The sequence below is a fragment of the Enterobacter sp. Taxon_8 genome (genome assembly GCF_058354585.1).
Genome location: NZ_CM177989.1, coordinates 4,109,328 through 4,135,956, shown reverse-complemented (window position 1 = coordinate 4,135,956; position 26,629 = coordinate 4,109,328). Strand labels below are relative to the sequence as shown.

The following is a 26,629-nucleotide window of genomic DNA, read 5'->3' as shown; positions in this document are numbered from 1 at the left end:
CGTTGTTGGCTTTCCTGGTGCTAGCGTTAAAGCGTTATCGGTAAATATCTGCACTGGCGTGCATGTTGCCGTTGCTGCCGGGCTCACGGGTTAACATCACGTGGTAATAGGTTGCGCCCTGCGCATCGGTTTCTTCGTTTAGGGCCTGATCTGCTTCACTTTCCGTGGCGAAATTATGATTGATGTAAATGACGCCCAAGCTTTGCACATCATCCATGTTTCTGGCCTGTCGGCTGTCTATCTTGATGGCTGCCATCGCGTTTGCACTGAGCAAAAGCGCCGCCATTATGGCTAGTGCGATTTTTTTCATGATATGCGCTCCACGATTACGTGCTGCGAGAGGGGGGATGCTCCTTCTTTAATTCAGGCGATCTCTGATTAAAGTGTAATCACTCATCCAGCGGGGATGCGTGACCATTTCTGATGCAGTTGTTCAAAAAAACAACGCTTCCGGGTGTGACCAATTTTAAATCACCTACTTAGACCCGCTTCGCGCTTTGTGCGAATTATTTGTGCAATCAGCTTGAGTTTCCAGGGGCGCGCAAGTATTATGACGCGTCAATTTTTCAGCCGACCTTTAACACGTTCCTTGCCTCCCCGGGCCTCGGCTGACCCAGACAGGAGGCTGAATAATCCGTAAGGAGCAATTCGATGCGTCATTACGAAATCGTTTTTATGGTCCATCCTGACCAGAGCGAACAGGTTCCGGGTATGATCGAGCGTTACTCTGCTGCCATCACTGGTGCAGAAGGTACGATCCACCGTCTGGAAGACTGGGGCCGCCGTCAGCTGGCTTACCCGATCAACAAACTGCACAAAGCACACTACGTTCTGATGAACGTTGAAGCGCCGCAGGAAGTTATCGATGAGCTGGAAACTACCTTCCGCTTCAACGATGCCGTTATCCGCAGCATGGTTATGCGTACCAAAAACGCAGTTACCGAAGCATCTCCGATGGTTAAAGCGAAAGACGAGCGCCGTGAGCGTCGCGATGATTTCGCAAACGAAACCGCAGATGATTCTGATGCTGGGGATTCTGAAGAGTAATTTCTGATGACCAACCGTCTGGCGTTGTCCGGCATCGTATGCAGGGCTCCCCTTCGAAAGGTCAGTCCATCAGGAATTCCGCATTGCCAGTTCGTGCTTGAGCATCGTTCTGTGCAAGAGGAAGCCGGGTTTCACCGGCAGGCGTGGTGCCAAATGCCCGTTATTATTAGCGGACACGAAAACCAGGCCATTACTCACAGTTTAACGGTCGGTAGCGCAGTAATCGTTCAGGGGTTCATCTCTTGCCACAAGGCAAAGAACGGCCTGAGCAAAATGGTTCTGCATGCCGAGCAGATTGATTTGATAGATTCTGGAGACTAGCCATATGGCACGTTATTTCCGTCGTCGCAAGTTCTGCCGTTTCACCGCGGAAGGCGTTCAAGAGATCGACTATAAAGATATCGCAACGCTGAAAAACTACATCACCGAAAGCGGTAAGATTGTCCCAAGCCGTATCACCGGTACTCGTGCAAAATACCAGCGTCAGCTGGCTCGCGCTATCAAACGCGCTCGCTACCTGTCCCTGCTGCCGTACACTGATCGTCATCAGTAATCGGGCACGGTCCATTAATACGACTTTAAGAGGATAAGGTAATGCAAGTTATTCTGCTTGATAAAGTAGCAAACCTGGGCAGCCTGGGTGATCAGGTTAACGTTAAAGCGGGTTACGCACGTAACTTCCTGGTTCCACAGGGTAAAGCTGTTCCAGCTACCAAGAAAAACGTAGAGTTTTTCGAAGCACGTCGCGCTGAACTGGAAGCCAAACTGGCTGACGTTCTGGCGGCTGCTAACGCTCGCGCTGAAGCAATCAACGCACTGGGCACCGTTACCATCGCGTCTAAATCAGGCGACGAAGGTAAACTGTTCGGTTCCATCGGTACCCGCGATATCGCTGATGCAGTAACTGCTGCAGGCGTTAAAGTGGCTAAGAGCGAAGTTCGTCTGCCGAACGGCGTTCTGCGTACCACTGGTGAGCACGAAGTTGACTTCCAGGTTCACAGCGAAGTGTTCGCTAAACTGGTTGTTAACGTTGTAGCTGAGTAATTTTTTACTCTGCTCACGTTGAAACGCCGGCCTTGTGCCGGCGTTTTGCTTTTTACAGCTCCGGGCCCTTAACGCGCCCTGATAAAACTGCCGTCTGGCTGGCGGGTAAACAGTACCTGTTGTCCGTTTCCTGTATCAATCGTTAATCCTGTCACCACACCGCTGGCATTCTGACGAACCTGCACCATCTGTCCATTCTGCAGGTTACTGAGCGGCTTACCTGCACCTTCCACCTTCGCCATGGCATACACGTCGGTTGGCGGCAGGTTATGGTCGCGGAACAGCTGTGCCAGGGTTTTTCCCGGCTCCACGCGATAGGAACGCCACTGTTGCTCAATGCCGGTAGGCTGTTGCGTCTGAGGCTGAGACGGGGCGGCGGCTTGATCCTGTGGTTGTTCATCCTGAATGGGCTCTGGCTCAACCGGTGCAACCTGACCCGGATCGTTAGACGGGGTGACAAGCTGCGTTTGCATCGGCTGTGCGTCAGGCTGCGGTCGCGTCTGCGACTGAATGTCCAGTTGGGCATTCCGGGTAACGGGTACGGTATCGACATCATCGCTCCCGGAAGGAAGCAGGAAGCCCACGATCACCATCAGCGCGCCAATGATAATCCCTCTGCGATGCAGAGGAGGCAGCGGGTCCATGATGCGAAAATTGTCCGGCGCCTGCCAGATTTTCGCCAGGGTAGGTTTCAGTTCAAATCGCCCGGGCATGGCACTCCTCCTGCTCCGCGTCTTTTTTATCCTGTGTTCCGAAGTATAGTTTGCTAACTGCCTGAACGGCGTAGCAAACCCGACATCCGTGACATCAGTTCGGGATTAATCCTGGTTATCTCTATTGTTTCTGTTTCGTCGCGGTTTGTCACCTTAACTTCAGACAAAGTTTTACCCATAAGGGCATGGCTGATATGCTGCCCGCTACTTTAAATGTGATGGAAGGAAAACCCATGACCACCCCGACTTTTGACACTATCGAAGCGCAGGCAAGTTACGGTATCGGCTTGCAGGTAGGACAGCAGCTGAGCGAATCCGGCCTGGAAGGTCTGTTACCAGAAGCGCTGGTGGCGGGTATCGCTGACGCACTGGAAGGCAAACAGCCTGCCGTTCCGGTTGACGTTGTGCACCGTGCGCTGCGTGAAATCCACGAGCGTGCTGACGCCGTGCGTCGCGCACGCTTTGAAGAGATGGCCGCCGAAGGTGTGAAATATCTGGAAGAGAACCGTGAGCGTGAAGGCGTGAACAGCACCGAGTCTGGTCTGCAGTTCCGCGTGATCAATCAGGGTGACGGCGCAATCCCGGCGCGTACCGACCACGTTCGCGTACACTATACCGGTAAGCTGATCGACGGTACCGTGTTCGACAGCTCCGTGGCGCGCGGCGAACCGGCTGAGTTCCCGGTGAACGGCGTTATCGCAGGCTGGATTGAAGCGCTGACCCTGATGCCAGTCGGTTCCAAATGGGAACTGACTATTCCGCATAACCTGGCCTACGGCGAGCGCGGCGCTGGCGCGTCCATCCCGCCATTCAGCACCCTGGTCTTTGAAGTCGAGCTGCTGGAAATTCTGTAATCGACTTTTCTTATTTCCTCTCTCCGGTTGGGGAGAGGAAAATAGTGTAAAAACCTATAGTTATGGTGCAATCAACATTTTATCTTGCAAACGAAACTGTTGCGTGTATTTTTGTGAGCTGTTTCGCGCTGTATGAGTGATATGACACTCACTTTCAACATATTATTAACATAATATCTAAATCATAGTATTCATCCCGCCGATTCTTACCTAATATCGATTAGCCCTTACAAGGGAACGTCATCTTTTGACGTATTTAAAGGCCTGAAGAGCCTTAACAACACAGACAGGCATAAACAGGAAAATATCACATGGTAGATCAGGTTAAAGTCGTCGCCGACGAAGGGGCGTCTTCTGAACAGTCGCTACGGCGCAATCTCACAAACCGTCATATTCAGCTCATTGCCATCGGGGGTGCCATCGGTACCGGGCTGTTTATGGGGTCAGGCAAAACTATTAGTCTCGCCGGGCCGTCAATCATATTCGTTTATATGATTATCGGTTTTATGCTGTTCTTCGTGATGCGTGCAATGGGTGAACTGCTGCTCTCAAACCTCGAATACAAATCCTTTAGCGACTTCGCTTCTGACCTGCTCGGGCCGTGGGCGGGCTATTTCACCGGCTGGACCTACTGGTTCTGCTGGGTTGTCACCGGTATGGCGGACGTCGTGGCGATTACCGCCTACGCGCAGTTCTGGTTCCCGGGGCTGTCGGACTGGGTCGCCTCGCTGGCGGTTATTGTTCTGCTGCTGAGCCTTAACCTCGCCACCGTTAAAATGTTCGGTGAGATGGAGTTCTGGTTCGCGATGATCAAAATCGTGGCCATTGTCGGGCTCATCGTGGTGGGCCTGGTGATGGTGCTCACCCACTTCCAGTCACCAACCGGCGTTCAGGCGTCGTTTACCCATCTGTGGAATGACGGCGGCTGGTTCCCGAAAGGCATGAGCGGCTTCTTTGCCGGCTTCCAGATCGCGGTGTTCGCGTTTGTGGGAATTGAGCTGGTCGGAACGACCGCTGCGGAAACCAAAGATCCGGAGAAGTCCCTGCCGCGCGCCATCAACTCCATTCCGGTGCGTATCATCATGTTCTACGTCTTCGCGCTGATCGTCATTATGTCCGTGACGCCGTGGAGCTCGGTGGTGCCAAGCAAGAGCCCGTTCGTTGAGCTGTTCGTGCTGGTAGGCCTGCCTGCGGCAGCGAGCCTGATTAACTTCGTGGTGCTGACCTCTGCGGCATCTTCCGCGAACAGCGGCGTGTTCTCCACCAGCCGTATGCTGTTTGGCCTGGCGCAGGAAGGCGTGGCGCCGAGCGCGTTCGCCAAGCTCTCTAAGCGTGCCGTACCGGCAAAAGGGCTGACCTTCTCCTGCATGTGCCTGCTGGGCGGCGTGGTGATGCTCTACGTGAACCCAAGCGTGATTGGCGCGTTCACCATGATCACCACGGTCTCAGCGATCCTGTTTATGTTCGTCTGGACCATCATCCTCTGTTCATATCTGGTGTACCGCAAGCAGCGCCCACATCTGCATGAGAAATCGATCTACAAGATGCCGCTGGGCAAGCTAATGTGCTGGGTGTGCATGGCGTTCTTCGTCTTCGTGCTGGTTCTGCTGACGCTGGAAGATGATACCCGTCAGGCACTCATCGTCACGCCGCTGTGGTTTATCGCGCTGGGGCTGGGCTGGGTGTTTATCGGTAAGAAACGTATGGCAGGCGTACGGTAAAAGCAAAACGGCAACTTCGGTTGCCGTTTTTAGTTTTTGCACCCTCTCCGGTGGCAGAGGGGCGGGGTGGGGGGCATCAGGCCGCAGCGGCCTTTTTTATTCCCCCGCTAATGCCCGCGGGAACAGAACGTTGTTCTCGAGACTGATGTGTTCCATCAGGTCGTCAATCATCTCGTTAATGCCGTTGTACATCGCTTTCCACGTTGTGCACGCTTCTGCCGGCGGCGTAACGTTGTGGGTGGTGTGTTTGATCACTTCCAGCAGTTCGCCCGCGTCATCATGCTCGCTTTCCATCACGCTGATGGGCCCCATGGCCTGGCTTCCCATACCCTGTTTAATCATCGGGAAAAGGATCTGCTCTTCCTTCATCATGTGGCTTGAAAGCTCTTCGTGCAGCAGGGTCAGGTACTTTGCCAGACCGCGCGGTACGGTAGGTTTGTCGGCATGGACGCGCTCGACTTTGGTCGCCTGAAGAATCAGTTCCGGCAGTTGCTCACGGTGACGGTCATGATAACGCACGATGATATGGTCGATGATTTCCGCGAGCGGGGCGGTTCGCCAGTCTTTGTCGATGGGCTGCTCGGCCAGCTGCGCCAGCTCTGCTTCAATAACCTCAACGTCCAGCTCTTTGCGTGAGGCCGCACGCTCCAGTGTTTGCTTACCGCCGCAGCAGTAGTCCATATCGTATTTACGGAACAGCGCAGAAGCGCGAGGAATGGAGAGCGCCAGCTCGCCAAGGGGTTGGTCGCGAAAGGCCATAGCAGTTACCTCGTCATCAATAATATAAAGTGCATATTAAATGCATCTTTAGGCCAGCGCTATAACCCTTTAGAGGGAAGGGGAAAAGTGAGATGTGGATCACAAAAAAAATCCCACTTTTAACTCTCTGAATGGGCTCAGGAAAGTGGTTTCGAAACTTTTTAAAGGTGGAGGAACAGTAAACAACCCGCCGCGCCTGCCGATATATCCACGTCAGACAAACCTGCATAAAACAAAGGCAACGCATGTTTAAACGTATAAAAGTCATTACCCTTCTGATTTCGGTGCTGCTTGTGCTCGGCATCATGCAAGTGATTTCCGCCGGTATCTTTATCAACGCCCTGAATAACGATAAAGACAACTTCACCGTGTCGCAGCTCTCCAGCAAGAACGTGGCGGAGTTTACCGATGCGTGGATCAGTCTGAACCAGGCTCGCGTCACCCTGAACCGCGGGATGCTGCGCCTGCAAAGCAGCATGGCCTCACAAATTAACGGCGGTCAGCTGAATGAGCTGGTGACCACGGCGAAAAATCTGCTGACTGAAGCGCAGGTTCATTACGATAAATACTATGCCCTGCCGAACACGCCAGGCCTGGATGAGAACCTGACCAACCAACTCGAAGAGCAGTACCGCATTTACTCTGCAACGCTGACGCAAATGAACGTTCTGCTGAGCCAGGGCAATCTGGAAGATATGTTCAAGCAGAATGCCGAACAGAAACAAAACGCGATGCAGACGGTATATCGTGAATGGCGCGAAGCGCAGGCAATGCTTACCGATAAAGGCATCCAGGACAATGAAAGCGACTACAAGCGCATCCTGTGGATCCTCTCTGCGGTTATGCTGCTGGTGATTGTGGTGATTATCTCCAGCTGGATCGCCATGCGCCGCGTGCTGCTGCTGCCTCTTGAAGAGGTGATTAACCATATTCGCGCTATTGCGGCAGGCGATCTCACCCAGCCGATTCAGGCAGACGGTAATAATGAAATGGCTATCCTTGCGCGCAACGTGCAGGAGATGCAAACCTCGCTGGCGAACACCGTGGGCGTGGTGCGTGAAGGCGCGGATACCATTTACACCGGTGCAGGCGAAATCTCTGCAGGCAGTAACGATCTCTCTTCCCGCACCGAGCAGCAGGCCGCATCTCTGGAAGAGACGGCAGCCAGCATGGAGCAGCTGACGGCAACCGTGAAGCAGAACGCCGATAACGCGCGTCAGGCTTCCCGTCTGGCGCTGGACGCCTCCTCAACGGCGAAGAAGGGCGGTAACGTGGTTGAAGGCGTGGTGCGTACAATGGACGAAATTGCCACCAGTTCCAGCAAAATCGCGCAAATTACTAACGTGATCGACGGCATTGCCTTCCAGACGAATATCCTGGCGTTGAACGCGGCGGTGGAAGCCGCGCGTGCGGGCGAGCAGGGCCGTGGTTTTGCAGTTGTGGCAGGCGAAGTGCGTACTCTTGCCCAGCGTAGCGCCCAGGCGGCGAAAGAGATTAAAGCGCTGATCGACGATTCCGGTGAACGCGTGAACGCGGGCTCTCAGCTGGTTAACGAAGCCGGGGAGACGATGGCAGAGATCGTTAATGCGGTCACCCGCGTCACCGACATTATGGGCGAAATTGCTTCGGCCTCTGACGAGCAGAGCCGTGGTATCGACCAGGTGGGCCAGGCGGTAGCCGAGATGGACCGCGTGACCCAGCAGAACGCCTCGCTGGTGGAGGAGTCTGCGGCCGCGGCGGCGGCGCTGGAAGATCAGGCTGCACGCCTGAACGAAGCGGTGGCGGTGTTCAAAATTACCCGCAACCAGGCGGTAAAAGCGGCCCCGGTAAAAACCTATGTGCCAAAAGCGCAGCCTGTCGCGGCGGCGTCTGAAGGGAACTGGGAAACGTTTTAAGGGCTTGCCCGGTGGCGGCTACGCCTTACCGGGTCTACGGTTTTGTAGGCCCTGCAAGCGCAGCGCCGCCGGGCAATACTCACATCTCCGATGCCGGAACAACCCTCGGTTTTTCCGGCTTCGCTCTCACCGCCATCACTACCCCCACCACCAACAGCACGATCCCACAGGTCGTGAACAGCGGCGGTACGCTCTGGCGCATCAGAAAGGTATAAAGCAGTCCGGCCAGGGTTTCGAAGACAATCAGCGGCCCTAATATCACCGTCGGCAGCTTCTGGCTGGCAATATTCCAGCACAGCGCGCCCACCCATGAACACAGCACGGCGATCGCAACCATCAGCCCAATAAATACCCACGGTTTTGGCCCGAAGGGCTGGGCGAAGTCCGGCTGCTGATGGCCCAGCCAGAGGCATGCGCCGAGATATCCCACGACGGATACGGGCAACGTGACCAGCGCCTGCGCCGTCGCCCACATCATCGGATGTTTGTCCGGATTCTCCCGCAGCCAGCGCGCGTTGCGCAGGGCATACCATGCCCAGCACGCCACGGAAATGAACGCCAGCAGAATGCCAGAACCGTAACGCCACAGATCAACATTCGCCTGGCCATGACGCAGCTCGGCAATATTGACGCATATCAGCCCCAGGGCAGTGCAGACCAGCGCCGGCGCCATTTTAGTCCACGCCAGTTTGCCATCGCGCTGGCTGTAGAGCAGGTTAGCAAAGACGGGGATGACGACCGGCAGCGTGCCGATAATCATGGTTGATACCGGCGCACCGGTACGCTGAATGGCACTCGCGAGGCAAACGTAATAGATAAGATTACCCATCATGGTCAGCGCCAGCGCGGTGGCCCAGTCCTGACGGCTGAGCTGACGCAAGCGCGCGCGTCCCAGCCACGCCAGAGGCAGGGCAATCAGCCCCAGCGCCAGATAACGTCCGGTCGACTGCAATATTGCCGGATACTCGGGCACGATCAGCGGGCCGACGAAAATCAGACCCCACATCATCCCGGCCAGCAGGGCATACAACACTCCACTAATCATTTTTCCATCCACAGGTATTTACGCTGTATGCAGTGTAGGAGGGGAAAATACGCGCGTATTGTATGAGATTGCGCATTAGCGCCGGATGACTTGCTTCTGGTAGCGCACGGGCGTAATGCCGTAGCGGCGGGTAAACGCGCGGGTGAGATGCGACTGATCGGTCAGCCCGGTTGCGGCGGCGACCTCTGCGGCGGGCATGCCGTGCGTGAGGAATGCTTTGGCGCGCCAGAGGCGAATGGCCATCAGCATCTGATGCGGCGTCACGTGAAAATGGGCTTTGAACTGGCGCTGAAAATGATACGGGCTGAGTGAAACGACGCTGGCCAGCTCGTCAAGCGTCAGGGGGTGCATGTAGTTGTCGTGCAGGTACTCGCGTACGCGTTCGAAGCGGTGCGCGCCCTCCTGAATCACCGGCGCGTGATGGGCCAGAGGCTGGAAGGTCTCAATCAGATCCAGCAGTAATCCTTTTTGCGCAAGCGGATCGTCCGTGTGCCACAGGCCGTAAATCAGCCTGCCGATTTGCTGTGAGCGCAACGGGTCATGGCGGGTCACGTCGCTAAACCACCAGTGCCTGAGGCCGGTCACCTCTTCAAGCAGATCGGGTTCGATATAGACCATCCGGTAGCGCCAGCCGCCCTCGGTGGCGGATTCACCGGTGTGGATCTCGTCCGGGTTCATGGTGACGACGGATTTTTCCGCCGCGAGATGCTGGGTACCGCGATAGCGAAAGCGTTCGGCACCGGTTTCAATCGTGCCGATCCCGAAGGCTTCATGGGTGTGAGGCTCAAAGGCGTAGTCAGAAATGTGCGCGTGATACAGCTCCAGACCCGGCAGCTGCGCCAGATGGCGAAAGCGCGCGCTGTCTCTTTCATCATTAAACTGTTCCGGTACGCCTTGCACGTTAAACCTCCTCGTGGTCATCTTTTCATTATCAGAGATGACCGGCGTTTATGCACTAAACATCTTTGCCCGGACGGTCTTACGGTAATCCCCCGGTGAAACCGTTGTTTTATGCTTAAACTGGCGATTAAAGTGCGCAATATCCTGATATCCCACCGCATTCGCGATCTCCTGAATGCACAGATTGGTGGATTGCAGCATTGTCATGGCGGATTCAATTCTGGCGGTTAATAAATACTGCAGGGGGGATATGTCGGTGGCATTTTTAAAGCGACGGTTGAAGTTGCGCAAACTCATGCCAGCCATATCGGCAAGATTCTGCATGGATATATCCGAGGCGCAGTTGGCTTTTATCCAGGTTTGAATTTGAACAATATCTTCATCCGGGTGGGGTTTGTTTTCTTCACTGTAACACTGGCGATCGAACTGACTACGAATTTCATGAAAAAATGTCCGTTGAGTATGTGTGGCTACACGTTTCCCGTATATCGTTTCGATAAAATGAATCGTCAGATCTGACAGGGCCTTAACGCTGGCGGCACAGTAAATATTATCGGCCTGCGTGAGAAAATGTTTGGTTTGTAATTTTACGCTGGGGTAGTCGCGCGAGAATTGTTTGAAGTAGTGCCAGTGGGTGGTGGCGGGCTTTCCGTTGAGCAATCCCGACTCCGCCAGAAAACAGCAGCCCGTTCCGACGGCGGCGATACGGGTTCCTCGCACAGCCTGCTCGGTCAACCATTTCAGAAGTTCAGGCTTTTGTCTGACCACTGCTCGAGGGTTGCGCCACAGGGCAGGAAGATAGATAACGTCATAGTGCCTGTCTGCGGCAAGCGTAGTATCGGCGGTAATGCTAAAGCCACTTTGCGTCAGGATGGGCTCGTTATTTATGCCAATAGTATGAACTTTCAGTATATTCTCCGGACGACAGAGCCTGAACGCAGATGTCTCCGTTTTGTGCGTGTCTGCGTGGGATGTTGTTTTTTGCTCGGCTAAATAGCTGCTGGCTGCGGCTTTCCACATTTCAATCGGCAGACTGAGACCGGAACTTAGCATGCGTTCACATAACACAAATCCAATTTGTGTATTTGTCATTTTCGATTAATACCTGTTTTGACTATTATTTTTGGTGACTCATCGTTGCCCTGGCCAAAAAAGTCAGCATTTTGGCTGGATTTTCATATTAGCTTTTGTCGGTAATTTGTAAACTAATATCTGAAATTATCGCATTTGCACAATATAAATCCACGACCACTACAGGATGAATTATGGTGAAATTACCCGTAATAACGGCTTTTGGCGGCTATAGTCCAGCTGGTCGTAGTTCTTTTCATCATGCATTTCGCCGAATGATTATTAATTCATTATCGGAAGAGGAAAGGCAGGAGACGTTATTATCGTTAGCTATTCTGATGGGCGTGCTTAAATATGATGAAGGTGGGTATTGCGACATTTCAGGTAAAAGATTTACGCCCGCTCAGGCTGCCGAGAAGATAAAAGACGAGACGCTGGAAGGAACCCTTATCAGAATAATTACGCGCGACTATTTTGATGTCGATGCTATCACCAGCAATGCAAAATTGAATATGGTTTCTGGCGAAGAAGGATTCAGCTTTAATATCTCTGCCAGACAGTTACCGCATCCCTTACCGGCGGGATGGCAGGTTGAGGAATTAGCGGATCGGCGCGTGCGTATTACCGTTCAGGGAGAGATGGACTGTAAAATTGAGGCGTTGTTGCGCACGGAGGTTCAGGCTGCAGGTTTGCTGCCGCAGGGATTCCGGCCGGGTGACCATTACAATTCGCAGTTCCATCCGCGGGCGTTACAAATGGCGATTGTCGGGGCATCGGACGCCATCAACGCTCTGGGGATCCCGTGGCGCGAGATACAGGCAGCGATCGCGCCGGATCAGCTCGGGGTCTATTCGGGCAATATCATGGGACAGCTCGACGATTATGGCTTTGGCGGTATGCTCCAGTCGCGCCTGAAAGGCCAGCGCGTCAGCGCCAAACAGTGTCCGCTGGGCCTGAACAGCATGTGCGCTGATTTCCTCAATGCGTATGTGCTGGGTAGCGTTGGCCATACCAGCGCCACGCTGGGGGCGTGCGCCACGTTTCTGTATAACCTCAATGCGGCAGTCGAAGATATCAAAGCGGGGCGCATTCGCGTGGCCGTTGTGGGCAGTGCCGAAGCGCCGGTCACCTCCGAAGTGATTGAAGGATTCGACGCCATGGGCGCCCTGGCAACGGAGAGCAAGCTTAAGCATATTGATGAAACGGAAACGCCCGGCTGGCGCAGCAGCAGCCGTCCTTTTGGCGACAGCTGTGGTTTTGTGATCGCAGAATCCAGCCAGTATGTCGTGTTAATGGACGACGAGCTGGCGCTGCAGCTTGGGGCAGAGATCCATGGTTCGGTGGGGAATGTCTTTATCAACGCTGACGGCTTTAAGCGTTCTATTGCCTCACCGGGACCGGGGAACTACATCACCATGGCGAAAGCCGTGGCTTCGGCAGTGTCGATGGTCGGAATGGAAGCGGTGCAAAAGGGATCGTTTATTCAGGCGCACGGTTCAAGCACGCCGAAGAATTGCGTCTCCGAGGCCGATATTTTTGACCGCGTTGCGCAAGCCTTTGCGATCCGCGACTGGCCGGTGACGGCGGTGAAATCGTATCTCGGTCACTCCCTGGGACCCGCCAGCGGCGACCAGCTCATCAGCTGCCTCGGCGTCTTCCGCTATGGCATTTTACCGGGAATTAAAAGCGTAACCCAGATCGCGCCGCAGGTGAATAACACACGCTTATCCATTCCTCTTCAGGACTACAAATTAGAGCAAGGCCAGGGGCAAATTGCCTTTATTAATTCAAAAGGCTTTGGCGGTAATAATGCCACGGGGGTGGTTTACTCGCCAAAGCTTACCCATCAATGGTTGCGCAAACGCTACGGGGACGCGGTATTTGCGGATTATCAGCAGCGTAACCGCGAGGTGCAACATCAGGCGAACGCGTACGACGAGTCGGCTTCGCAGGGTGAACTCAACGTCATTTATCTGTTTGGCCAGCAGGGGATAAATGAGGAAGATATTGAGATTGCCAGGGATGGCATCACCATTCCCGGATTTGAAAAACCGATAACGTACGCGACGGAAAAAGAATACCCGGATTTTTAATTGTTATATCTGTTTTTATTATTAATCAATATGTGTGGGCCGGGTAAGGGAAATCACCCGGCCGCAGGAAAGAACGGTGACACCGTTAAAGAATGGCTTTAATGCTCTGCGCCAGCGGTGTCGTTGCGCGCCCGATCAGTTTGCTCAGCGTATGGCTATCGTCAAACAGTCCCCCTTTGGACGCGCCCACATCGGAATCCGCCAGCATATCGGCCAGACCGGCAGGCAGGCCGACGCTCTTCAGCGCGGCGGCAAAATCCGCTTCACTGAGATTCTGGTAGCTGACCGGCTTCCCGCTCTGTTTGCTGAGTTCAGCTGCCAGTTCGCTCAGCGTCCAGCCGTGGTCGCCCGCCAGTTCATACACCTTGCCCGCATGGCCCTCTTCAGCAATCACTTTGGCTGCCGCCGCGGCATAGTCTGCGCGGGTGGCAGAGGCAATTTTGCCTTCGCCTGCAGCACCAATAAACACGCCGTGTTCCAGCGCAGGCGGCGCGCTCGCCAGGTAGTTTTCGGTATACCAGCCGTTGCGCAGCAGGGCATAAGGAATCCCGGACGCCGTCAGCGCTTTTTCAGTGGCAACGTGTTCAACGTGCAGGCCGAGCGGTGATGTATCCGCATGCAGCAGGCTGGTGTAGGCGATAAATTTCACCCCAGCCGTTTTGGCGGCGTTAATCACGTTCTGGTGCTGGGTCGCGCGCTGGCCGACTTCGCTGGAAGAGATCAGCAGAAGCTTATCCACGCCGCTCAGCGCGGCGGCGAAGGCGGCTTCATCCGTGTAGTCAGCCTGACGAACCACAATCCCCTGCTGGCTTAAGGCTTGCGCTTTCGCCGGGTTACGTACGATGGCCACAATCTGGCTGGCCGGTACGGTTTTCAGCAGCTGTTCAATAACGAGATGGCCAAGCTGGCCGGTAGCGCCGGTAATCGCGATCATGATGAATCTCCTTCGTGTTTGTCTGATGTTGTGGCACACTAGCACCATAGCTAACTTTTAGTAAGTACGTACAAAAAGGTAAGTATGAAAACAATGATACCGACGCTCAGCGAACAAATGCGCGATGGCAATCTTTTCGCGGAGCAGTGCCCTTCAAGAGAGGTGCTCAAACACGTAACCAGCCGCTGGGGGGTACTGATTCTGCTGGCGCTGCGCCAGGGAACGCATCGCTTTAGCGATCTGCGCCGCAAAATGGGCGGGGTTAGCGAAAAGATGCTCTCCCAGTCGCTTCAGGCGCTGGAGCAGGACGGGTTTGTCGATCGCGTATCGTATCCGGTCGTGCCGCCGCACGTAGAGTATAGCCTGACGCCGATGGGTATTGAGGTCAGCGAGAAAGTTGCCGCGCTGGCTGACTGGATTGAGGTGAATACGCCGAAGGTGATGGCGAACAGGGACGATCGCGCGGCGTAAAAGCCGGGTGGCGGCTTCGCCTTACCCGGCCTACCCGTACTCTTTCATCCCGTAGGCCGGGTAAGCGAAGCGCCACCCGGCACAATCGCCGCTACTTGCTTAAATCCACCTGATAAATCGCGAACCCAATATCATCCGTCGCGACCTGTTTCATTGGATACTGCGCCTTCTCCTTGATAAACGTGGCTGCCTTGTCGGATGGCGACGTTTCAAAGCGAATATCCAGTTTCGTATCGCTGTGGATCGGTGCCAGACGCCAGTTGTTATCCACCGCAGGATGAATTTCGCCCGCCTTCTTCGACTCCGCGCTGATCCACGCCGCAAGCACCGAGCGGTTCTCGTCCGGCGAGGCAAAGGCGATATGGCTATCTCCCGTACCGGCAAACTTACCGCCGTAGGCACGGTAGTTATTGGTCGCCACCAGGAAGGTGGCATTCGGGTCGATCGCCTTGCCGTTGAAGGTCAGGTTTTTGATGCGCTCCGCCTGCGGGTTAAGCGCCTGGCACTCGCCGTCATATTTCGCCGGCTGGGTGACGTCAATCTGGTAGTTAACGCCGTCGATCACGTCGAAGTTATAGGTACGGAAGCCGTCCCAGTTAATCAGCGACTGCGGCTTGCTGCTGTGCGGGTCAATCTGGTTAAACTGTCCGGCAGAACACTCAAGCCACTCTTTTACCTCTTTCCCGGTGGCTTTAACCACGACCAGCGTGTTCGGGTAGAGGTAGAGGTCGGCGGCGTTACGGAAGGTCAGCTGGCCCTTTTCGACTTCAACATAGCTGGCCGGGTCATTCTTACGCCCGCCCACTTTGAATGGCGCAGCGGCTGACAGGACCGGCAGTTTTGCCAGATCCGGATCGCCCTGCACAAAGTGTTCGGCATAGGCTTTCTGCGCCATGTTGACGACCTGAACGGTCGGGTCGTCCTGCACTAGCGCGAGGAAGCTGTACATGTTATCGGCGGATTTGCCGATCGGCTTGCTGACGAATTCGCGCGTGGCGTCGTGATCGTGCTTCAGCACGTTGACCAGTTTTTTATCTTCAGCCGCCAGAGATTTTTTCGCTGCAGCGTCGTAGATCGGGCGCGCTTCGGCTTTTGACTGCGTCACCTTCCAGCTGCCACCGTCGTTATTCAGCACCAGATCCACTACGCCAAGATGGTCGCCCCACATACCTGGCATCACCGACGGCACGCCGTTGAGCGTCCCTTTCTCAATGTCAGCCCCTTTGATGCTGACGAAATCTTTACCCGGGAAGACCGCGTGGGCATGGCCGAACAGGATCGCGTCGACGCCAGGGACTTCACTCAGATAGTAAACGGAGTTTTCTGCCATGGCCTGATACGGATCGGCAGAGAGACCCGAGTGGGCGACAACGACCACCAGATCGGCGCCTTTTTTGCGCATTTCCGGCACGTATTTACGCGCGGTTTCGGTGATATCGTTGACGGTCACCTTACCGTCGAGGTTGGCCTTATCCCACGTCATGATCTGCGGCGGGACAAAACCGATATAGCCGATTTTGAGCGTTTGTTTTTTCCCGTCCCGATCGACAACCTCGGTATTTTTAATCAGGTATGGGGTAAAGAGCGGCTTTTGCGTTTTAACGTCGATGATATTGGCGTTAACGTACGGGAATTTCGCGCCGGCCAGGGCATCGTGAAGGTATTTCAAACCGTAGTTGAATTCGTGGTTACCGAGGTTGCCGACGGTGTAATCCAGGGTGTTCATCGCTTTATAAACAGGATGGATCTCGCCTTTTTTCAACCCCCTGGTCGCCATGTAGTCCCCAAGCGGGCTGCCCTGAATGAGATCGCCATTGTCGACCAGCACGCTGTTACTCACTTCGCCGCGTGCCGCATCGATCAGGCTTGCCGTGCGTACCAGTCCGAATTTTTCCGTCGGGGTATCTTTGTAGTAATCGAAGTCCATCATGTTGCTGTGCAGATCGGTCGTTTCCAGAATACGCAGATCTACCGTCGCCGCCTGCACGCTCGCTGCAATCAGCGTCGCCAGAAGCGTTGCACTAAACTTAATCATCAGAGGAGTCCTTTTTTCGATGCAGACCACAAAAGAGTATGTATCTATAGCTTGTTGCTTACAGAAATGTGAATCCTGACAGAAAAAAGTAACCTGAAACCGGAATTGCTTCACAGATAGCGGAATTGTTCACATTACGATATAACTAAAACAAAGAGTTAACCTCACTGCGTTAACAAAGAGGTGGAAAATGCTAGAAAAAATTTGTCAGCTCGCACGGGATGCGGGAGATGCCATCATGCAGGTGTATGACGGTATTAAACCTATGGAGGTTGTCAGCAAAGCCGACGATTCTCCGGTCACGGCGGCGGATATTGCCGCGCATAAGGTGATCCTCAAAGGGTTACAGGCCTTAACGCCGGACATCCCCGTCCTGTCAGAAGAAGCGCCGCAAAGCTGGGACGAGCGCCAGCACTGGCAGCGCTACTGGCTGGTCGATCCGCTGGACGGGACAAAAGAGTTCATCAAGCGCAACGGTGAATTCACCGTCAATATCGCCCTGATTGAGAAAGGGAAAGCGGTGCTGGGTGTGGTTTACGCGCCGGTAATGAAGGTGATGTACAGCGCCGCAGAAGGGAAGGCGTGGAAGGAAGAGTGCGGCGTGCGCAAGCAGATCCAGGTGCGCGATGCGCGTCCGCCGCTGGTGGTAATTAGCCGCTCGCACAGCGACAGCGAACTGCAGGAGTACCTGCAGCAGCTGGGTGAACACCAGACCACCTCGATCGGCTCGTCGCTGAAATTCTGCCTGGTGGCGGAAGGCCATGCGCAGCTGTATCCTCGCTTTGGGCCAACCAATATCTGGGATACCGCCGCCGGGCATGCCGTTGCTGCGGCCGCCGGGGCGCATGTTCATGACTGGCAGGGCAAACCGCTGGACTACACCCCGCGCGAATCCTTCCTTAACCCCGGCTTCCGCGTCTCTATTTATTGAGCCAGCAGCTTATGCAGCAGGTCGACAACCTGCTGCACCTCTTCCTGGGTTAACGCCCCGTCTTTCACCCACTGCACGCGACCTTCCTTATCCAACACAATAATCGCTGAGCTTTCTTCCTCCAGCTGCCAGGCCTTACGGGTGACGCCGTTGCTGTCGACGATAAACTGCGACCACGGATAGAGCTTTTTATTGCTCTCAAGGCTTGAGCGCACAAACATCCCGGAGCCCGGAATGGCGTCATCGGTATTAACAATAGTGGTCGTCTGGTAGCGGTCGTGCGGGAATTTCGCGGACTTGATCGCTTCCACCAGGTTGGCATTTTTCTCTTTTGCGGATGTACGACCGGCAATATGTTGTACAACTCTCACTTTGCCCGCGAGCTGCGCGCTATTCCAGGGTTTGTAGCTAAACTTATCATTGTCGAGAATCAATTCTCCCCGGTCAGCAATGCCGACTGGCGGTACACGTTGTCCTTTTTCAATGTTGTGAGCGGAAGCCCACAGAGGCAGCAGCAGGCAGGCTGCTGCAAGGATATTACGTAGGGTCATGGCGTTTCCTTATTGTTTGCAGGTGATCCGACCACTTGGTCTTACGCTTTAATCATAAGTGCGATCAATGTGGTTTTCCCGCAATCCCGATGCCAGTTTGCGGGTGAACGCACATATCCATGAAAAAACGACGGCTTATACTGCGCCCGGTCACGCTTTGCAAAGATTATTCTGAATAATTGTAATCAAACGGTAAATAAACTTATGCACACTGGGTAACACCGTAGTTCTGGTCTATAGTCATTGGGCATTAAAATTTGCGCTCAGGACAGTCGGGCCGATTGTGGCACCGCAAGAGCGTATGATTCGCAGGAGATACAAGAATGAAAATTTTCCAACGCTACAACCCGCTTCAGGTGGCGAAGTACGTGAAGATCCTGTTCCGTGGACGGTTGTATATCAAGGATGTTGGCGCTTTTGAGTTTGATAAGGGCAAGATCCTTGTCCCAAAAGTGAAGGACAAACAGCACCTGTCTGTGATGTCCGAAGTCAACCGTCAGGTTATGCGTCTGCAAACTGAGATGGCTTAACCAACGTGCTATGCAGTAGTTAAAAAAACGGCTCCCAATGGGAGCCGTTGATGTTTGTGGAGGCTGGAACCTTACGCCGATACCTTCTCTTCCGCATCCGGCAGCTTCGGAACCAGTACGGTCGGTTTGTTGTCGATGCGCGTCACCAACAGCTGGTCGATGCGGTAGTTATCAATATCCACCACCTCAAACTTGTAGCCGGAGAACTTCACCGAGTCGGTACGTTTCGGGATTTTACGCAGCATAAACATCATAAAGCCGCCGATGGTCTCGTAGTTACCGGACTGCGGGAACTCGTCGATATCCAGCACGCGCATCACGTCTTCAATCGGCGTGCCGCCATCAATCAGCCATGAATTATCGTCACGCTGAACAATCTGCTCTTCCAGCCCCTGGCCAACCAGGTCGCCCATCAGCGTGGTCATCACGTCGTTCAGGGTGATAATACCCACCACCAGGGCGTATTCGTTCATGATAACCGCGAAGTCTTCCCCGGCGGTTTTGAAACTTTCCAGCGCTTCTGAGAGCGTCAGAGTGTCCGGCACAATCAGGGTATTGCGGATCTGCACGCCGCTGTTGAGCGCCAGGCTCTGGTTTGCCAGTACGCGGTTCAGCAGGTCTTTGGAGTCGACGTAACCGATGATGTGGTCGATATCTTCATTACAGACCAGGAACTTAGAGTGTGGATGCTGCGCCACTTTGTTCTTCAGGCTCTGCTCATCTTCATGTAAATCGAACCAGATAATGCTTTCACGGCCCGTCATGGAAGACGGTACGGTACGGGATTCCAGTTCGAACACGTTCTCAATTAGCTCGTGTTCCTGCTTGCGCAGCACCCCGGCCAGCGCGCCGGCTTCCACTACCGCATAGATGTCGTCAGACGTGATGTCGTCTTTACGCACCATAGGCAGCTTAAAGATGCGGAAAATCACGTTCGCCAGGCCGTTGAAGAACCACACCAGCGGACGAAACACGTACAGACAGAAGCGCATCGGGTTGATGATACGCAAAGCCACAGCTTCTGGCGCAATCATACCGATGCGTTTCGGGGTCAGGTCTGCAAAGAGGATGAACAGGCCGGTTACCAGCGAGAAGGAGAGGATAAAGCTGAGCTGTTCGGCCAGTTCAACGGACATGTACTTAACAAACAGGCTGTAAAACGCCGGAGAAAACGCCGCATCACCCACGATACCGCCGAGTATGGCCACCGCGTTGAGGCCAATCTGCACTACGGTGAAGAACATCCCGGGGTTTTCCTGCATTTTCAGGATGCGGGTGGCATTGATGTTGCCTTCATCGGCAAGCAGCTTCAGTTTGATTTTACGGGACGCGGCCAGCGAGATCTCAGATATCGAGAAAAATGCGCTGACGGCAATCAGACAAAGTATTACTAAAATACTGTTTAACATAGTTTATCCGGCTTCTCGCCAGATCCTCAGAAGGGGAGTTGATACCATTTGTGTGAAAACACATTGAACACCAGCTCGTAGCGTTGAGCCGATTATTTCAGCGGGTAGTATAGCGTAAAGAGATGTAAATCTGCCAGAGGTCACATTTTGGCGAAGATAGCCGGAGGGGGCGGCCAACTCGTGGTGGTTAGGTTATGAGACAACGCTGTCGCTGCCGTGTGCGCCACGCTGCTCGCGTGGCGCTGGATCGGAAATCAGGCAAGCTGTGGCGGCAGGCAGACGCCGATGCCCCCGATACCGCAGTAGCCGTAAGGGTTTTTATGCAGATACTGCTGGTGATCGTCTTCCGCATAGTAGAATGGTTTCGCGGTTGTGATTTCCGTCGTCACCTCGCGCGTGTCGCCCGCTTCACGCATGGCCTGCTGAAAACGCTCAAGGCTGGCGCGCGCGGCGGCATCTTGCTCCGGCGTGAGCGGATAAATGGCCGAGCGATACTGTGTGCCGTGGTCGTTGCCCTGACGCATGCCCTGCGCCGGGTCGTGGTTCTCCCAGAAGACCTGCAGCAGCTGTTCGTAGCTGATTACCGCAGGGTCATAGACCACGCGCACCGCTTCCGCATGCCCGGTTTCGCCGGAGCAGACTTCGCGATAGGTAGGATTCGGCGTGTAACCGCCCGTGTAGCCAGCCGCCGTGCTGTAAACGCCGGGGAGTTGCCAGAAGAGGCGCTCAACGCCCCAGAAACAGCCCATGGCGAACAGGGCGATTTCCATTCCCTCCGGCACGTTCGTCATGGAGTGGTTATTGACGGCGTGTAAGGTCGCCACAGGCATAGGGGTGTTGCGTCCCGGTAATGCATCAGCTTGTGAAACCAGATGCTTTTTGTCGAATAAACTCACGATGGGGCCTCCCGGGGTGCGATGTTTCAGTTAAGGTTGTCACGAAGCGTTTAATTGAACACAATAAATGCGCTGAATCAGTCTAGATTTAATCATAAGAAATATTTGGGTGTTACACCCATTTTCAACCCGCGATTCGGGTTTTTGGCCACAGGCCGTATTTTGCCGCGGAGCGGCACTTCATTTGCTTCCAGGGTGGAAACAGGGATATTCAGGAGAAAACGTGACAAAAATCCGCCAGTTATGTTTAGTCAGTGTGTTGCTGACAAGCGGGATTGCCAGCGCGGCGAATGTCCGTTTGCAGGTTGAGGGGTTATCCGGGGCGCTACAAAAAAACGTGCGTGCGCAGTTGTCGACCATCCAGAGTGATGAGGTGACGCCGGACCGGCGTTTTCGCGCGCGCGTAGATGATGCGATCCGTGAAGGGCTGAAAGCGCTGGGGTATTACGAACCCACCATTGATTTTGACCTCCGTCCGCCGCCAAAGAAGGGGCGCCAGGTCCTTATTGCCCGCGTTTCGCCGGGTGAGCCGGTACTGATTGGCGGTACGAACGTCATCCTGCGCGGCGGGGCGCGTACCGACCGGGATTATCTGGACCTGCTCAGCACGCGGCCGAAAATCGGTACCGTGCTTAACCACGGTGACTACGACCATTTCAAAAAAGAGCTGACGAATGTTTCCCTGCGTAAGGGCTACTTTGACAGCCAGTTCAATAAAAGCCAGCTGGGCATTGCGCTGGAGAGACGTCAGGCCTTCTGGGATATCGACTACGACAGTGGAGAGCGCTACCGCTTTGGCGACGTGACGTTTGAAGGTTCGCAAATTCGCGAAGAGTACCTGCAAAACCTCGTGCCTTTCAAAAAAGGGGATTACTACCAGTCGAGCGATCTCGGAGAGCTGAACCGACGCCTCTCCGCTACCGGCTGGTTTAACTCCGTAGTTGTCGCACCGGAATTTGAGAAGTCTCGCAAAACCAAGGTGTTGCCGCTGCATGGCGTTGTCTCGCCGCGCACCGAGAACACCATTGAGACCGGTGTTGGCTACTCGACGGATGTCGGACCACGCGTGAAAACCTCGTGGAAAAAACCGTGGATGAACTCTTACGGCCACAGCCTGACCACCAGCCTGAGCCTCTCTGCGCCCGAGCAGCAGCTGGATTTCAGCTACAAAATGCCGCTGCTGAAAAATCCGCTTGAGCAATATTACCTTCTGCAGGGCGGTTTTAAGCGCACCGATTTAAACGACACAAAGCAGGACTCTACGACGCTTGCGGTCTCCCGCTTCTGGGATCTCTCCAGCGGCTGGCAGCGCGCCATTAACCTGCGCTGGAGCCTGGACCACTTTACCCAGGCCAACGTCACCAATACCACCATGCTGCTTTATCCGGGCGTAATGATCAGCCGAACCCGCTCGCGCGGGGGGCTGATGCCGACCTGGGGCGACTCACAGCGCTACTCGATCGATTATTCCAACTCCGCCTGGGGCTCCGACGTGGACTTCTCCGTTCTGCAGGCGCAGAACGTCTGGATCCGCACGCTATATGACAAACACCGCTTTGTGATGCGCGGCAATCTCGGCTGGATTGAAACCGGAGACTTCGAGCGCGTTCCGCCGGATCTGCGCTTCTTCGCCGGGGGCGACCGCAGCATTCGTGGATATAAGTACAAATCGATCTCACCTGAGAACGAAAAGGGCCAGCTAACCGGTGCGTCAAAACTGGCGACGGGATCGCTGGAGTATCAGTACAACGTCAGCGGAAAGTGGTGGGGCGCCATGTTTGTTGACGGCGGTGAAGCGGTGAACGATATCCGCCGCAGCGACTTTAAAACCGGCGCGGGCGTGGGCGTACGCTGGCAGTCGCCCGTCGGACCCATCAAGCTCGACTTCGCCGTGCCTGTCGGCGACAAAGATGAACACGGATTACAGTTTTACATCGGTCTGGGGCCTGAATTATGAGTTTATGGAAGAAAATAAGCCTCGGGGTGCTGATTTTTATCGTGCTGCTGCTCGGTACGGTGGCGTTTCTGGTAGGAACGACGACCGGGCTGCATTTGCTGTTTAACGCCGCGAACCGCTGGGTGCCGGGGCTGGAGATTGGTCAGGTGACGGGTGGCTGGCGCGATCTGCGTCTGAATAATATCCGCTACGAGCAGCCGGGCGTGGCGGTGAACGCCGGGGAGTTCCATCTCGCGGTGAAGCTAGGCTGCCTGCGGGACAGCAAGCTCTGCGTCAACGATCTGTCGCTTAAAGACGTCAACGTGGCGATAGACTCGAAGAAAATGCCGAAATCTGCGCCGGTTGAAGAAGAAGACAGCGGCCCGCTGAATCTCTCCACGCCGTACCCGATCGCGCTCTATCGGGTGGCGCTTGATAACGTCAATATCAAAATCGACGACACCACCGTGTCCGTGATGGATTTTACCTCCGGCCTGCGCTGGCAGGAGAAAAACCTCACCCTGACGCCGACGTCGTTGCAGGGCTTGCTGATCGCGCTGCCGAAGGTGGCCGACGTGGCGCAGGAAGAGATCGTCGAGCCGAAAATTCAGAACCCGCAGCCGGAAGAGAAGCCGCTGGGCGAAACGCTGAAAGATCTCTTCTCGAAGCCTGTCCTGCCGGAAATGACCGACGTTCACCTGCCGCTGAACCTCAATATTGAGGAGTTCAAAGGCGAGCAGCTGCGCCTGACCGGCGATACCGATCTGACGGTCTACAATATGCTGCTGAAAGTCAGCAGCATTGACGGCAACATGAAGCTCGACGCGCTGGATATCGACACCAACCAGGGCTCGGTGAATGCGTCAGGGAATGCCCTGCTGCGCGATAACTGGCCGGTGGACATCACGCTTAACAGTGCCCTCAACATCGATCCGCTGAAAGGCGAAAAGGTGAAGGTCAAGGTGGGCGGGGCGCTGCGCGATAAGCTCGATGTTGGCGTGAATCTCTCCGGCCCGGTGGACATGGTCCTGCGCGCGCAAACCCAGCTGGCGGAAGCCGGGCTGCCGCTCAATCTTGAGGTGGTCAGCAAGCAGCTTTCCTGGCCGTTCACCGGCGAAAAACAGTTCCAGGCCGATGACCTGAAGCTGAAGCTGAGCGGCAAGATGACCGACTACACGCTTTCGTTCCGCACCGCGGTGAAGGGGCAGGGCGTGCCGCCCGCGAACATCACCCTGGATGCGAAGGGCAACGAACAGCAGGTCAACCTCGACAAGCTGACCGTCGCGGCGCTGGAAGGTAAAACCGAGCTGACCGCTCTGCTCGACTGGCAGCAGGCGATCAGCTGGCGCGGCGAGCTGAAGCTGACGGGCATTAATACCGCCAAAGAGGTGCCGGACTGGCCGTCGAAGCTGGATGGCCTGATCAAAACCCGCGGCAGCCTGTACGGCGGCACGTGGCAGATGGACGTGCCGGAAATTAAGCTCACCGGGAACGTGAAGCAGAACAAGGTGAACGTTGAAGGCTCGGTGAAAGGCAACAGCTATCTGCAGTGGGTTATCCCGGGGCTGCACGTGGCGCTGGGCCGCAACACGGCGGATATCAAAGGCGAGCTGGGGGTGAAAGATCTCAATCTGGACGCCACCATCGACGCGCCGAATCTGGATAACGCCCTGCCGGGGCTTGGCGGCACGGCAAAAGGACTCGTGAAGGTTCGCGGCACGGTAGACGCGCCGCAGCTGCTGGCGGATATCACCGCCAATAACCTGCGCTGGCAGGAGCTGAGCGTTGCCCGCGTCCGCGTGGAAGGGGATGTGAAATCCACCGATCAGATTGGCGGTAACCTGAACCTGCGCGTGGAGCGCATTTCTCAGCCGGACGTGAACATTAGCCTTGTCACCCTGGACGCGAAAGGGAACGAGAAGCAGCACGATCTCCAGCTGCGCGTGCAGGGCGAGCCGGTCTCCGGCCAGCTTCACCTGACCGGCAGCTTCGACCGCAAAGAGGAGCGCTGGAAAGGTACGCTGGATAACACCCGTTTCAATACGCCGGTCGGGCCGCTGGCGCTCTCGCGCTCCATCGCCCTGGACTACCGCAACGCCGAGCAGAAGATCAGCATTGGGCCGCACTGCTGGACCAACCCGAATGCGGAACTGTGCGTGCCGCAGACCATCGATGCGGGCGCGGAAGGGCGGGCGCAGATCAACCTCAACCGCTTCGATCTGGCGATGCTGAAGCCGTTTATGCCGGATACAACACAGGCGAGCGGCGTCTTCAGCGGAAAAGCCGATGTCGCCTGGGACACCACCAAAGAGGGGCTGCCGCAGGGCAGCGTCACGCTGTCCGGGCGTAACGTGAAGGTGACGCAGGAGGTCAACAACGCGCCCCTTCCGGTAGCGTTCGATACTCTGAACCTGAGTGCCGATCTGCATAACAATCGCGCACAGCTGGGGTGGACAATCCGCCTGACCAACAACGGCCAGTTGGATGGGCAGGTCCAGATTACCGATCCGCAGGGACGGCGTAATCTGGGCGGTAACGTCAACATCCGTAACTTCAACCTGGCGATGGTGAACCCGATTTTCGCCCGCGGGGAAAAAGCCGAGGGCATGCTGAACGCTAACCTGCGCCTGGCCGGCAACGCGCAAAGCCCGCAGCTGTTCGGTCAGATGCGGCTTAGCGGCGTGGATATTGACGGCAACTTTATGCCGTTTGACATGCAGCCCAGCCAGATCGCGATGAATTTCAACGGCATGAGCTCGACGCTGAGCGGCTCGGTACTGACGCAGCAAGGGCAAATCAACCTGAGCGGTGACGCGGACTGGAGCCAGCTCGATAACTGGCGCGCGCGTATTGCCGCGAAAGGCAGCAAGGTGCGCATCACCGTACCGCCGATGGTACGCCTGGACGTCTCGCCTGATGTGGTCTTTGAAGCCACGCCAAGCCTCTTCACGCTTGACGGACGCGTCGACGTGCCGTGGGCGCGCATCGTGGTTCACGACGTGCCGGAAAGCGCGGTCGGCGTCTCAAGTGATGAAGTTATGCTCAATGAAAATCTGAAACCTGTCGAACAGAAGAGCGCGGGCATACCGATCAATAGTAACCTTATCGTGCACGTGGGGAATAACGTGCGGTTGAATGCGTTTGGGCTGAAGGCGAGGCTCACGGGCGACCTGAAGGTGGCGCAGGATAAACAAGGGCTTGGCCTGAACGGGCAGATCAATATTCCTGAAGGGCGTTTCCACGCCTATGGTCAGGACCTGATTGTGCGCAAAGGCGAGCTGCTGTTCTCCGGTCCACCGGATCAGCCTCTGTTGAACATCGAAGCGATTCGTAACCCTGAAGCGACGGAAAACGACGTTATTGCTGGCGTACGCGTTACCGGTTCCGCCGACGAACCGAAGGCGGAGATCTTCTCTGACCCGGCGATGTCGCAGCAGGAAGCCCTCTCTTATCTGCTGCGTGGACAAGGCCTGGACAGCGGTCAGAGCGACAGCGCGGCGATGACCTCGATGTTAGTGGGTCTGGGGGTTGCACAAAGTGGGCAGGTTGTGGGTAAAATCGGCGAGACGTTCGGCGTAAGCAATCTGGCGCTGGACACCCAGGGCGTGGGTGACTCCTCGCAGGTGGTGGTCAGCGGCTATGTACTGCCGGGTCTGCAGGTAAAATATGGTGTGGGGATCTTTGACTCACTGGCAACACTCACGTTACGCTATCGCCTGATGCCTAAGCTATATCTGGAAGCAGTGTCCGGCGTAGACCAGGCACTTGATCTGCTCTATCAGTTTGAGTTTTAG

At 55.3% G+C, this 26,629-nt stretch carries 24 protein-coding genes; 13 read left to right on the top strand and 11 right to left on the bottom strand.

Annotated elements, in window-relative coordinates; translation table 11 throughout:
- Nucleotides 1-34 precede the first annotated feature (34 nt).
- Nucleotides 35-310: a DUF1471 family protein YjfY gene (gene yjfY, locus AC4IBF_RS19685; protein WP_010427445.1), complete on the bottom strand. Its 276-nt coding sequence runs from the start codon at nucleotides 308-310 to the stop codon at nucleotides 35-37.
- Nucleotides 311-651: 341 nt separating this feature from the next.
- On the opposite strand from yjfY, the gene rpsF reads away from it, so the two are divergent.
- The 4 genes from rpsF to rplI are packed head-to-tail and all read left to right on the top strand — an operon-like array spanning nucleotide 652 to nucleotide 2,091.
- On the top strand, nucleotides 652-1,047 hold the full coding sequence (gene rpsF, locus AC4IBF_RS19680; RefSeq protein WP_014068637.1) for a 30S ribosomal protein S6: 396 nt from the start codon (nucleotides 652-654) through the stop codon (nucleotides 1,045-1,047).
- 6 nt (nucleotides 1,048-1,053) lie between these two features.
- Nucleotides 1,054-1,368, top strand: coding sequence for a primosomal replication protein N (gene priB, locus AC4IBF_RS19675; protein ID WP_008502895.1), 315 nt, complete (start codon nucleotides 1,054-1,056; stop codon nucleotides 1,366-1,368).
- A gap of 4 nt (nucleotides 1,369-1,372) precedes the next feature.
- Entirely contained in the window at nucleotides 1,373-1,600 is a 228-nt protein-coding gene (rpsR, locus tag AC4IBF_RS19670) for a 30S ribosomal protein S18 (protein ID WP_000135199.1), read from the top strand.
- Between the two features lie 41 nt (nucleotides 1,601-1,641).
- Nucleotides 1,642-2,091: a 50S ribosomal protein L9 gene (rplI, locus tag AC4IBF_RS19665; protein WP_024907318.1), complete on the top strand. Its 450-nt coding sequence runs from the start codon at nucleotides 1,642-1,644 to the stop codon at nucleotides 2,089-2,091.
- A gap of 68 nt (nucleotides 2,092-2,159) precedes the next feature.
- Here the strand turns inward: rplI and AC4IBF_RS19660 are convergent, their stop codons facing one another.
- Nucleotides 2,160-2,804: an OapA family protein gene (locus AC4IBF_RS19660; RefSeq protein WP_111965383.1), complete on the bottom strand. Its 645-nt coding sequence runs from the start codon at nucleotides 2,802-2,804 to the stop codon at nucleotides 2,160-2,162.
- A gap of 233 nt (nucleotides 2,805-3,037) precedes the next feature.
- On the opposite strand from AC4IBF_RS19660, the gene bamJ reads away from it, so the two are divergent.
- Together bamJ and cycA are read left to right on the top strand one after the other, a co-directional pair.
- A complete protein-coding gene (gene bamJ / locus AC4IBF_RS19655) occupies nucleotides 3,038-3,658 on the top strand; it encodes a BamJ family beta-barrel-assembly machinery protein (protein ID WP_008502892.1) in 621 nt (206 codons plus the stop codon).
- A gap of 311 nt (nucleotides 3,659-3,969) precedes the next feature.
- Nucleotides 3,970-5,379, top strand: a complete 1,410-nt coding sequence (cycA, locus tag AC4IBF_RS19650; protein WP_133293635.1) for a D-serine/D-alanine/glycine transporter — start codon at nucleotides 3,970-3,972, stop codon at nucleotides 5,377-5,379.
- Between the two features lie 96 nt (nucleotides 5,380-5,475).
- Here cycA and ytfE read toward each other — a convergent pair whose 3' ends face one another.
- Nucleotides 5,476-6,138 (bottom strand): iron-sulfur cluster repair protein YtfE, encoded by a 663-nt coding sequence (ytfE, locus tag AC4IBF_RS19645; RefSeq protein ID WP_115876618.1) that lies wholly within the window; start codon nucleotides 6,136-6,138, stop codon nucleotides 5,476-5,478.
- A 245-nt stretch (nucleotides 6,139-6,383) separates the two neighbouring features.
- On the opposite strand from ytfE, the gene AC4IBF_RS19640 reads away from it, so the two are divergent.
- Nucleotides 6,384-8,033 carry a methyl-accepting chemotaxis protein gene (locus tag AC4IBF_RS19640; RefSeq protein WP_111965380.1) on the top strand — a complete coding sequence of 550 codons (1,650 nt, stop codon included), beginning with the start codon at nucleotides 6,384-6,386 and terminating at the stop codon, nucleotides 8,031-8,033.
- Nucleotides 8,034-8,112: 79 nt separating this feature from the next.
- Here AC4IBF_RS19640 and AC4IBF_RS19635 read toward each other — a convergent pair whose 3' ends face one another.
- The 3 genes from AC4IBF_RS19635 to AC4IBF_RS19625 all read right to left on the bottom strand — a co-directional run bounded on the left by AC4IBF_RS19635 (nucleotide 8,113) and on the right by AC4IBF_RS19625 (nucleotide 11,070).
- Entirely contained in the window at nucleotides 8,113-9,078 is a 966-nt protein-coding gene (locus AC4IBF_RS19635; RefSeq protein ID WP_252093330.1) for a DMT family transporter, read from the bottom strand.
- Nucleotides 9,079-9,153: 75 nt separating this feature from the next.
- Nucleotides 9,154-9,978, bottom strand: coding sequence for an AraC family transcriptional regulator (locus AC4IBF_RS19630; RefSeq protein WP_143344569.1), 825 nt, complete (start codon nucleotides 9,976-9,978; stop codon nucleotides 9,154-9,156).
- Nucleotides 9,979-10,026: 48 nt separating this feature from the next.
- Entirely contained in the window at nucleotides 10,027-11,070 is a 1,044-nt protein-coding gene (locus AC4IBF_RS19625; RefSeq protein WP_232057364.1) for a GlxA family transcriptional regulator, read from the bottom strand.
- 254 nt (nucleotides 11,071-11,324) lie between these two features.
- Here AC4IBF_RS19625 and AC4IBF_RS19620 point away from each other — a divergent pair, with 254 nt between their 5' ends.
- Nucleotides 11,325-13,142: a beta-ketoacyl synthase gene (locus AC4IBF_RS19620; RefSeq protein ID WP_252093331.1), complete on the top strand. Its 1,818-nt coding sequence runs from the start codon at nucleotides 11,325-11,327 to the stop codon at nucleotides 13,140-13,142.
- A gap of 85 nt (nucleotides 13,143-13,227) precedes the next feature.
- On the opposite strand, the gene AC4IBF_RS19615 is transcribed toward AC4IBF_RS19620, so the two are convergent.
- Nucleotides 13,228-14,076, bottom strand: coding sequence for an SDR family oxidoreductase (locus tag AC4IBF_RS19615; RefSeq protein WP_491463058.1), 849 nt, complete (start codon nucleotides 14,074-14,076; stop codon nucleotides 13,228-13,230).
- A gap of 84 nt (nucleotides 14,077-14,160) precedes the next feature.
- Between AC4IBF_RS19615 and AC4IBF_RS19610 the strand changes: the two genes are divergently transcribed.
- The gene (locus tag AC4IBF_RS19610; protein ID WP_111965375.1) at nucleotides 14,161-14,547 is read left to right on the top strand and encodes a winged helix-turn-helix transcriptional regulator; all 387 of its coding nucleotides are present in this window, start codon (nucleotides 14,161-14,163) and stop codon (nucleotides 14,545-14,547) included.
- A gap of 91 nt (nucleotides 14,548-14,638) precedes the next feature.
- On the opposite strand, the gene AC4IBF_RS19605 is transcribed toward AC4IBF_RS19610, so the two are convergent.
- The gene (locus AC4IBF_RS19605) at nucleotides 14,639-16,582 is read right to left on the bottom strand and encodes a bifunctional 2',3'-cyclic-nucleotide 2'-phosphodiesterase/3'-nucleotidase (RefSeq protein WP_325814034.1); all 1,944 of its coding nucleotides are present in this window, start codon (nucleotides 16,580-16,582) and stop codon (nucleotides 14,639-14,641) included.
- Between the two features lie 190 nt (nucleotides 16,583-16,772).
- Here AC4IBF_RS19605 and cysQ point away from each other — a divergent pair, with 190 nt between their 5' ends.
- The gene (cysQ, locus tag AC4IBF_RS19600; RefSeq protein ID WP_111965373.1) at nucleotides 16,773-17,513 is read left to right on the top strand and encodes a 3'(2'),5'-bisphosphate nucleotidase CysQ; all 741 of its coding nucleotides are present in this window, start codon (nucleotides 16,773-16,775) and stop codon (nucleotides 17,511-17,513) included.
- Here cysQ and AC4IBF_RS19595 read toward each other — a convergent pair.
- Nucleotides 17,507-18,064 carry a YtfJ family protein gene (locus tag AC4IBF_RS19595; RefSeq protein ID WP_348942554.1) on the bottom strand — a complete coding sequence of 186 codons (558 nt, stop codon included), beginning with the start codon at nucleotides 18,062-18,064 and terminating at the stop codon, nucleotides 17,507-17,509. The two genes, cysQ and AC4IBF_RS19595, sit on opposite strands and share 7 nt — an antisense overlap.
- 323 nt (nucleotides 18,065-18,387) lie before the next feature.
- Between AC4IBF_RS19595 and AC4IBF_RS19590 the strand changes: the two genes are divergently transcribed.
- Nucleotides 18,388-18,594, top strand: a complete 207-nt coding sequence (locus AC4IBF_RS19590) for a DUF1107 domain-containing protein (protein WP_008501430.1) — start codon at nucleotides 18,388-18,390, stop codon at nucleotides 18,592-18,594.
- 71 nt (nucleotides 18,595-18,665) lie between these two features.
- On the opposite strand, the gene paeA is transcribed toward AC4IBF_RS19590, so the two are convergent.
- Nucleotides 18,666-20,003, bottom strand: coding sequence for a polyamine export protein PaeA (paeA, locus tag AC4IBF_RS19585; protein ID WP_023310162.1), 1,338 nt, complete (start codon nucleotides 20,001-20,003; stop codon nucleotides 18,666-18,668).
- Between the two features lie 254 nt (nucleotides 20,004-20,257).
- A complete protein-coding gene (gene msrA, locus AC4IBF_RS19580; RefSeq protein WP_023310171.1) occupies nucleotides 20,258-20,899 on the bottom strand; it encodes a peptide-methionine (S)-S-oxide reductase MsrA in 642 nt (213 codons plus the stop codon).
- A gap of 223 nt (nucleotides 20,900-21,122) precedes the next feature.
- On the opposite strand from msrA, the gene tamA reads away from it, so the two are divergent.
- Nucleotides 21,123-22,856, top strand: a complete 1,734-nt coding sequence (gene tamA, locus AC4IBF_RS19575) for an autotransporter assembly complex protein TamA (protein WP_111965371.1) — start codon at nucleotides 21,123-21,125, stop codon at nucleotides 22,854-22,856.
- The gene (tamB, locus tag AC4IBF_RS19570) at nucleotides 22,853-26,629 is read left to right on the top strand and encodes an autotransporter assembly complex protein TamB (protein ID WP_143344573.1); all 3,777 of its coding nucleotides are present in this window, start codon (nucleotides 22,853-22,855) and stop codon (nucleotides 26,627-26,629) included. The genes tamA and tamB overlap by 4 nt, the downstream gene beginning before the upstream one ends.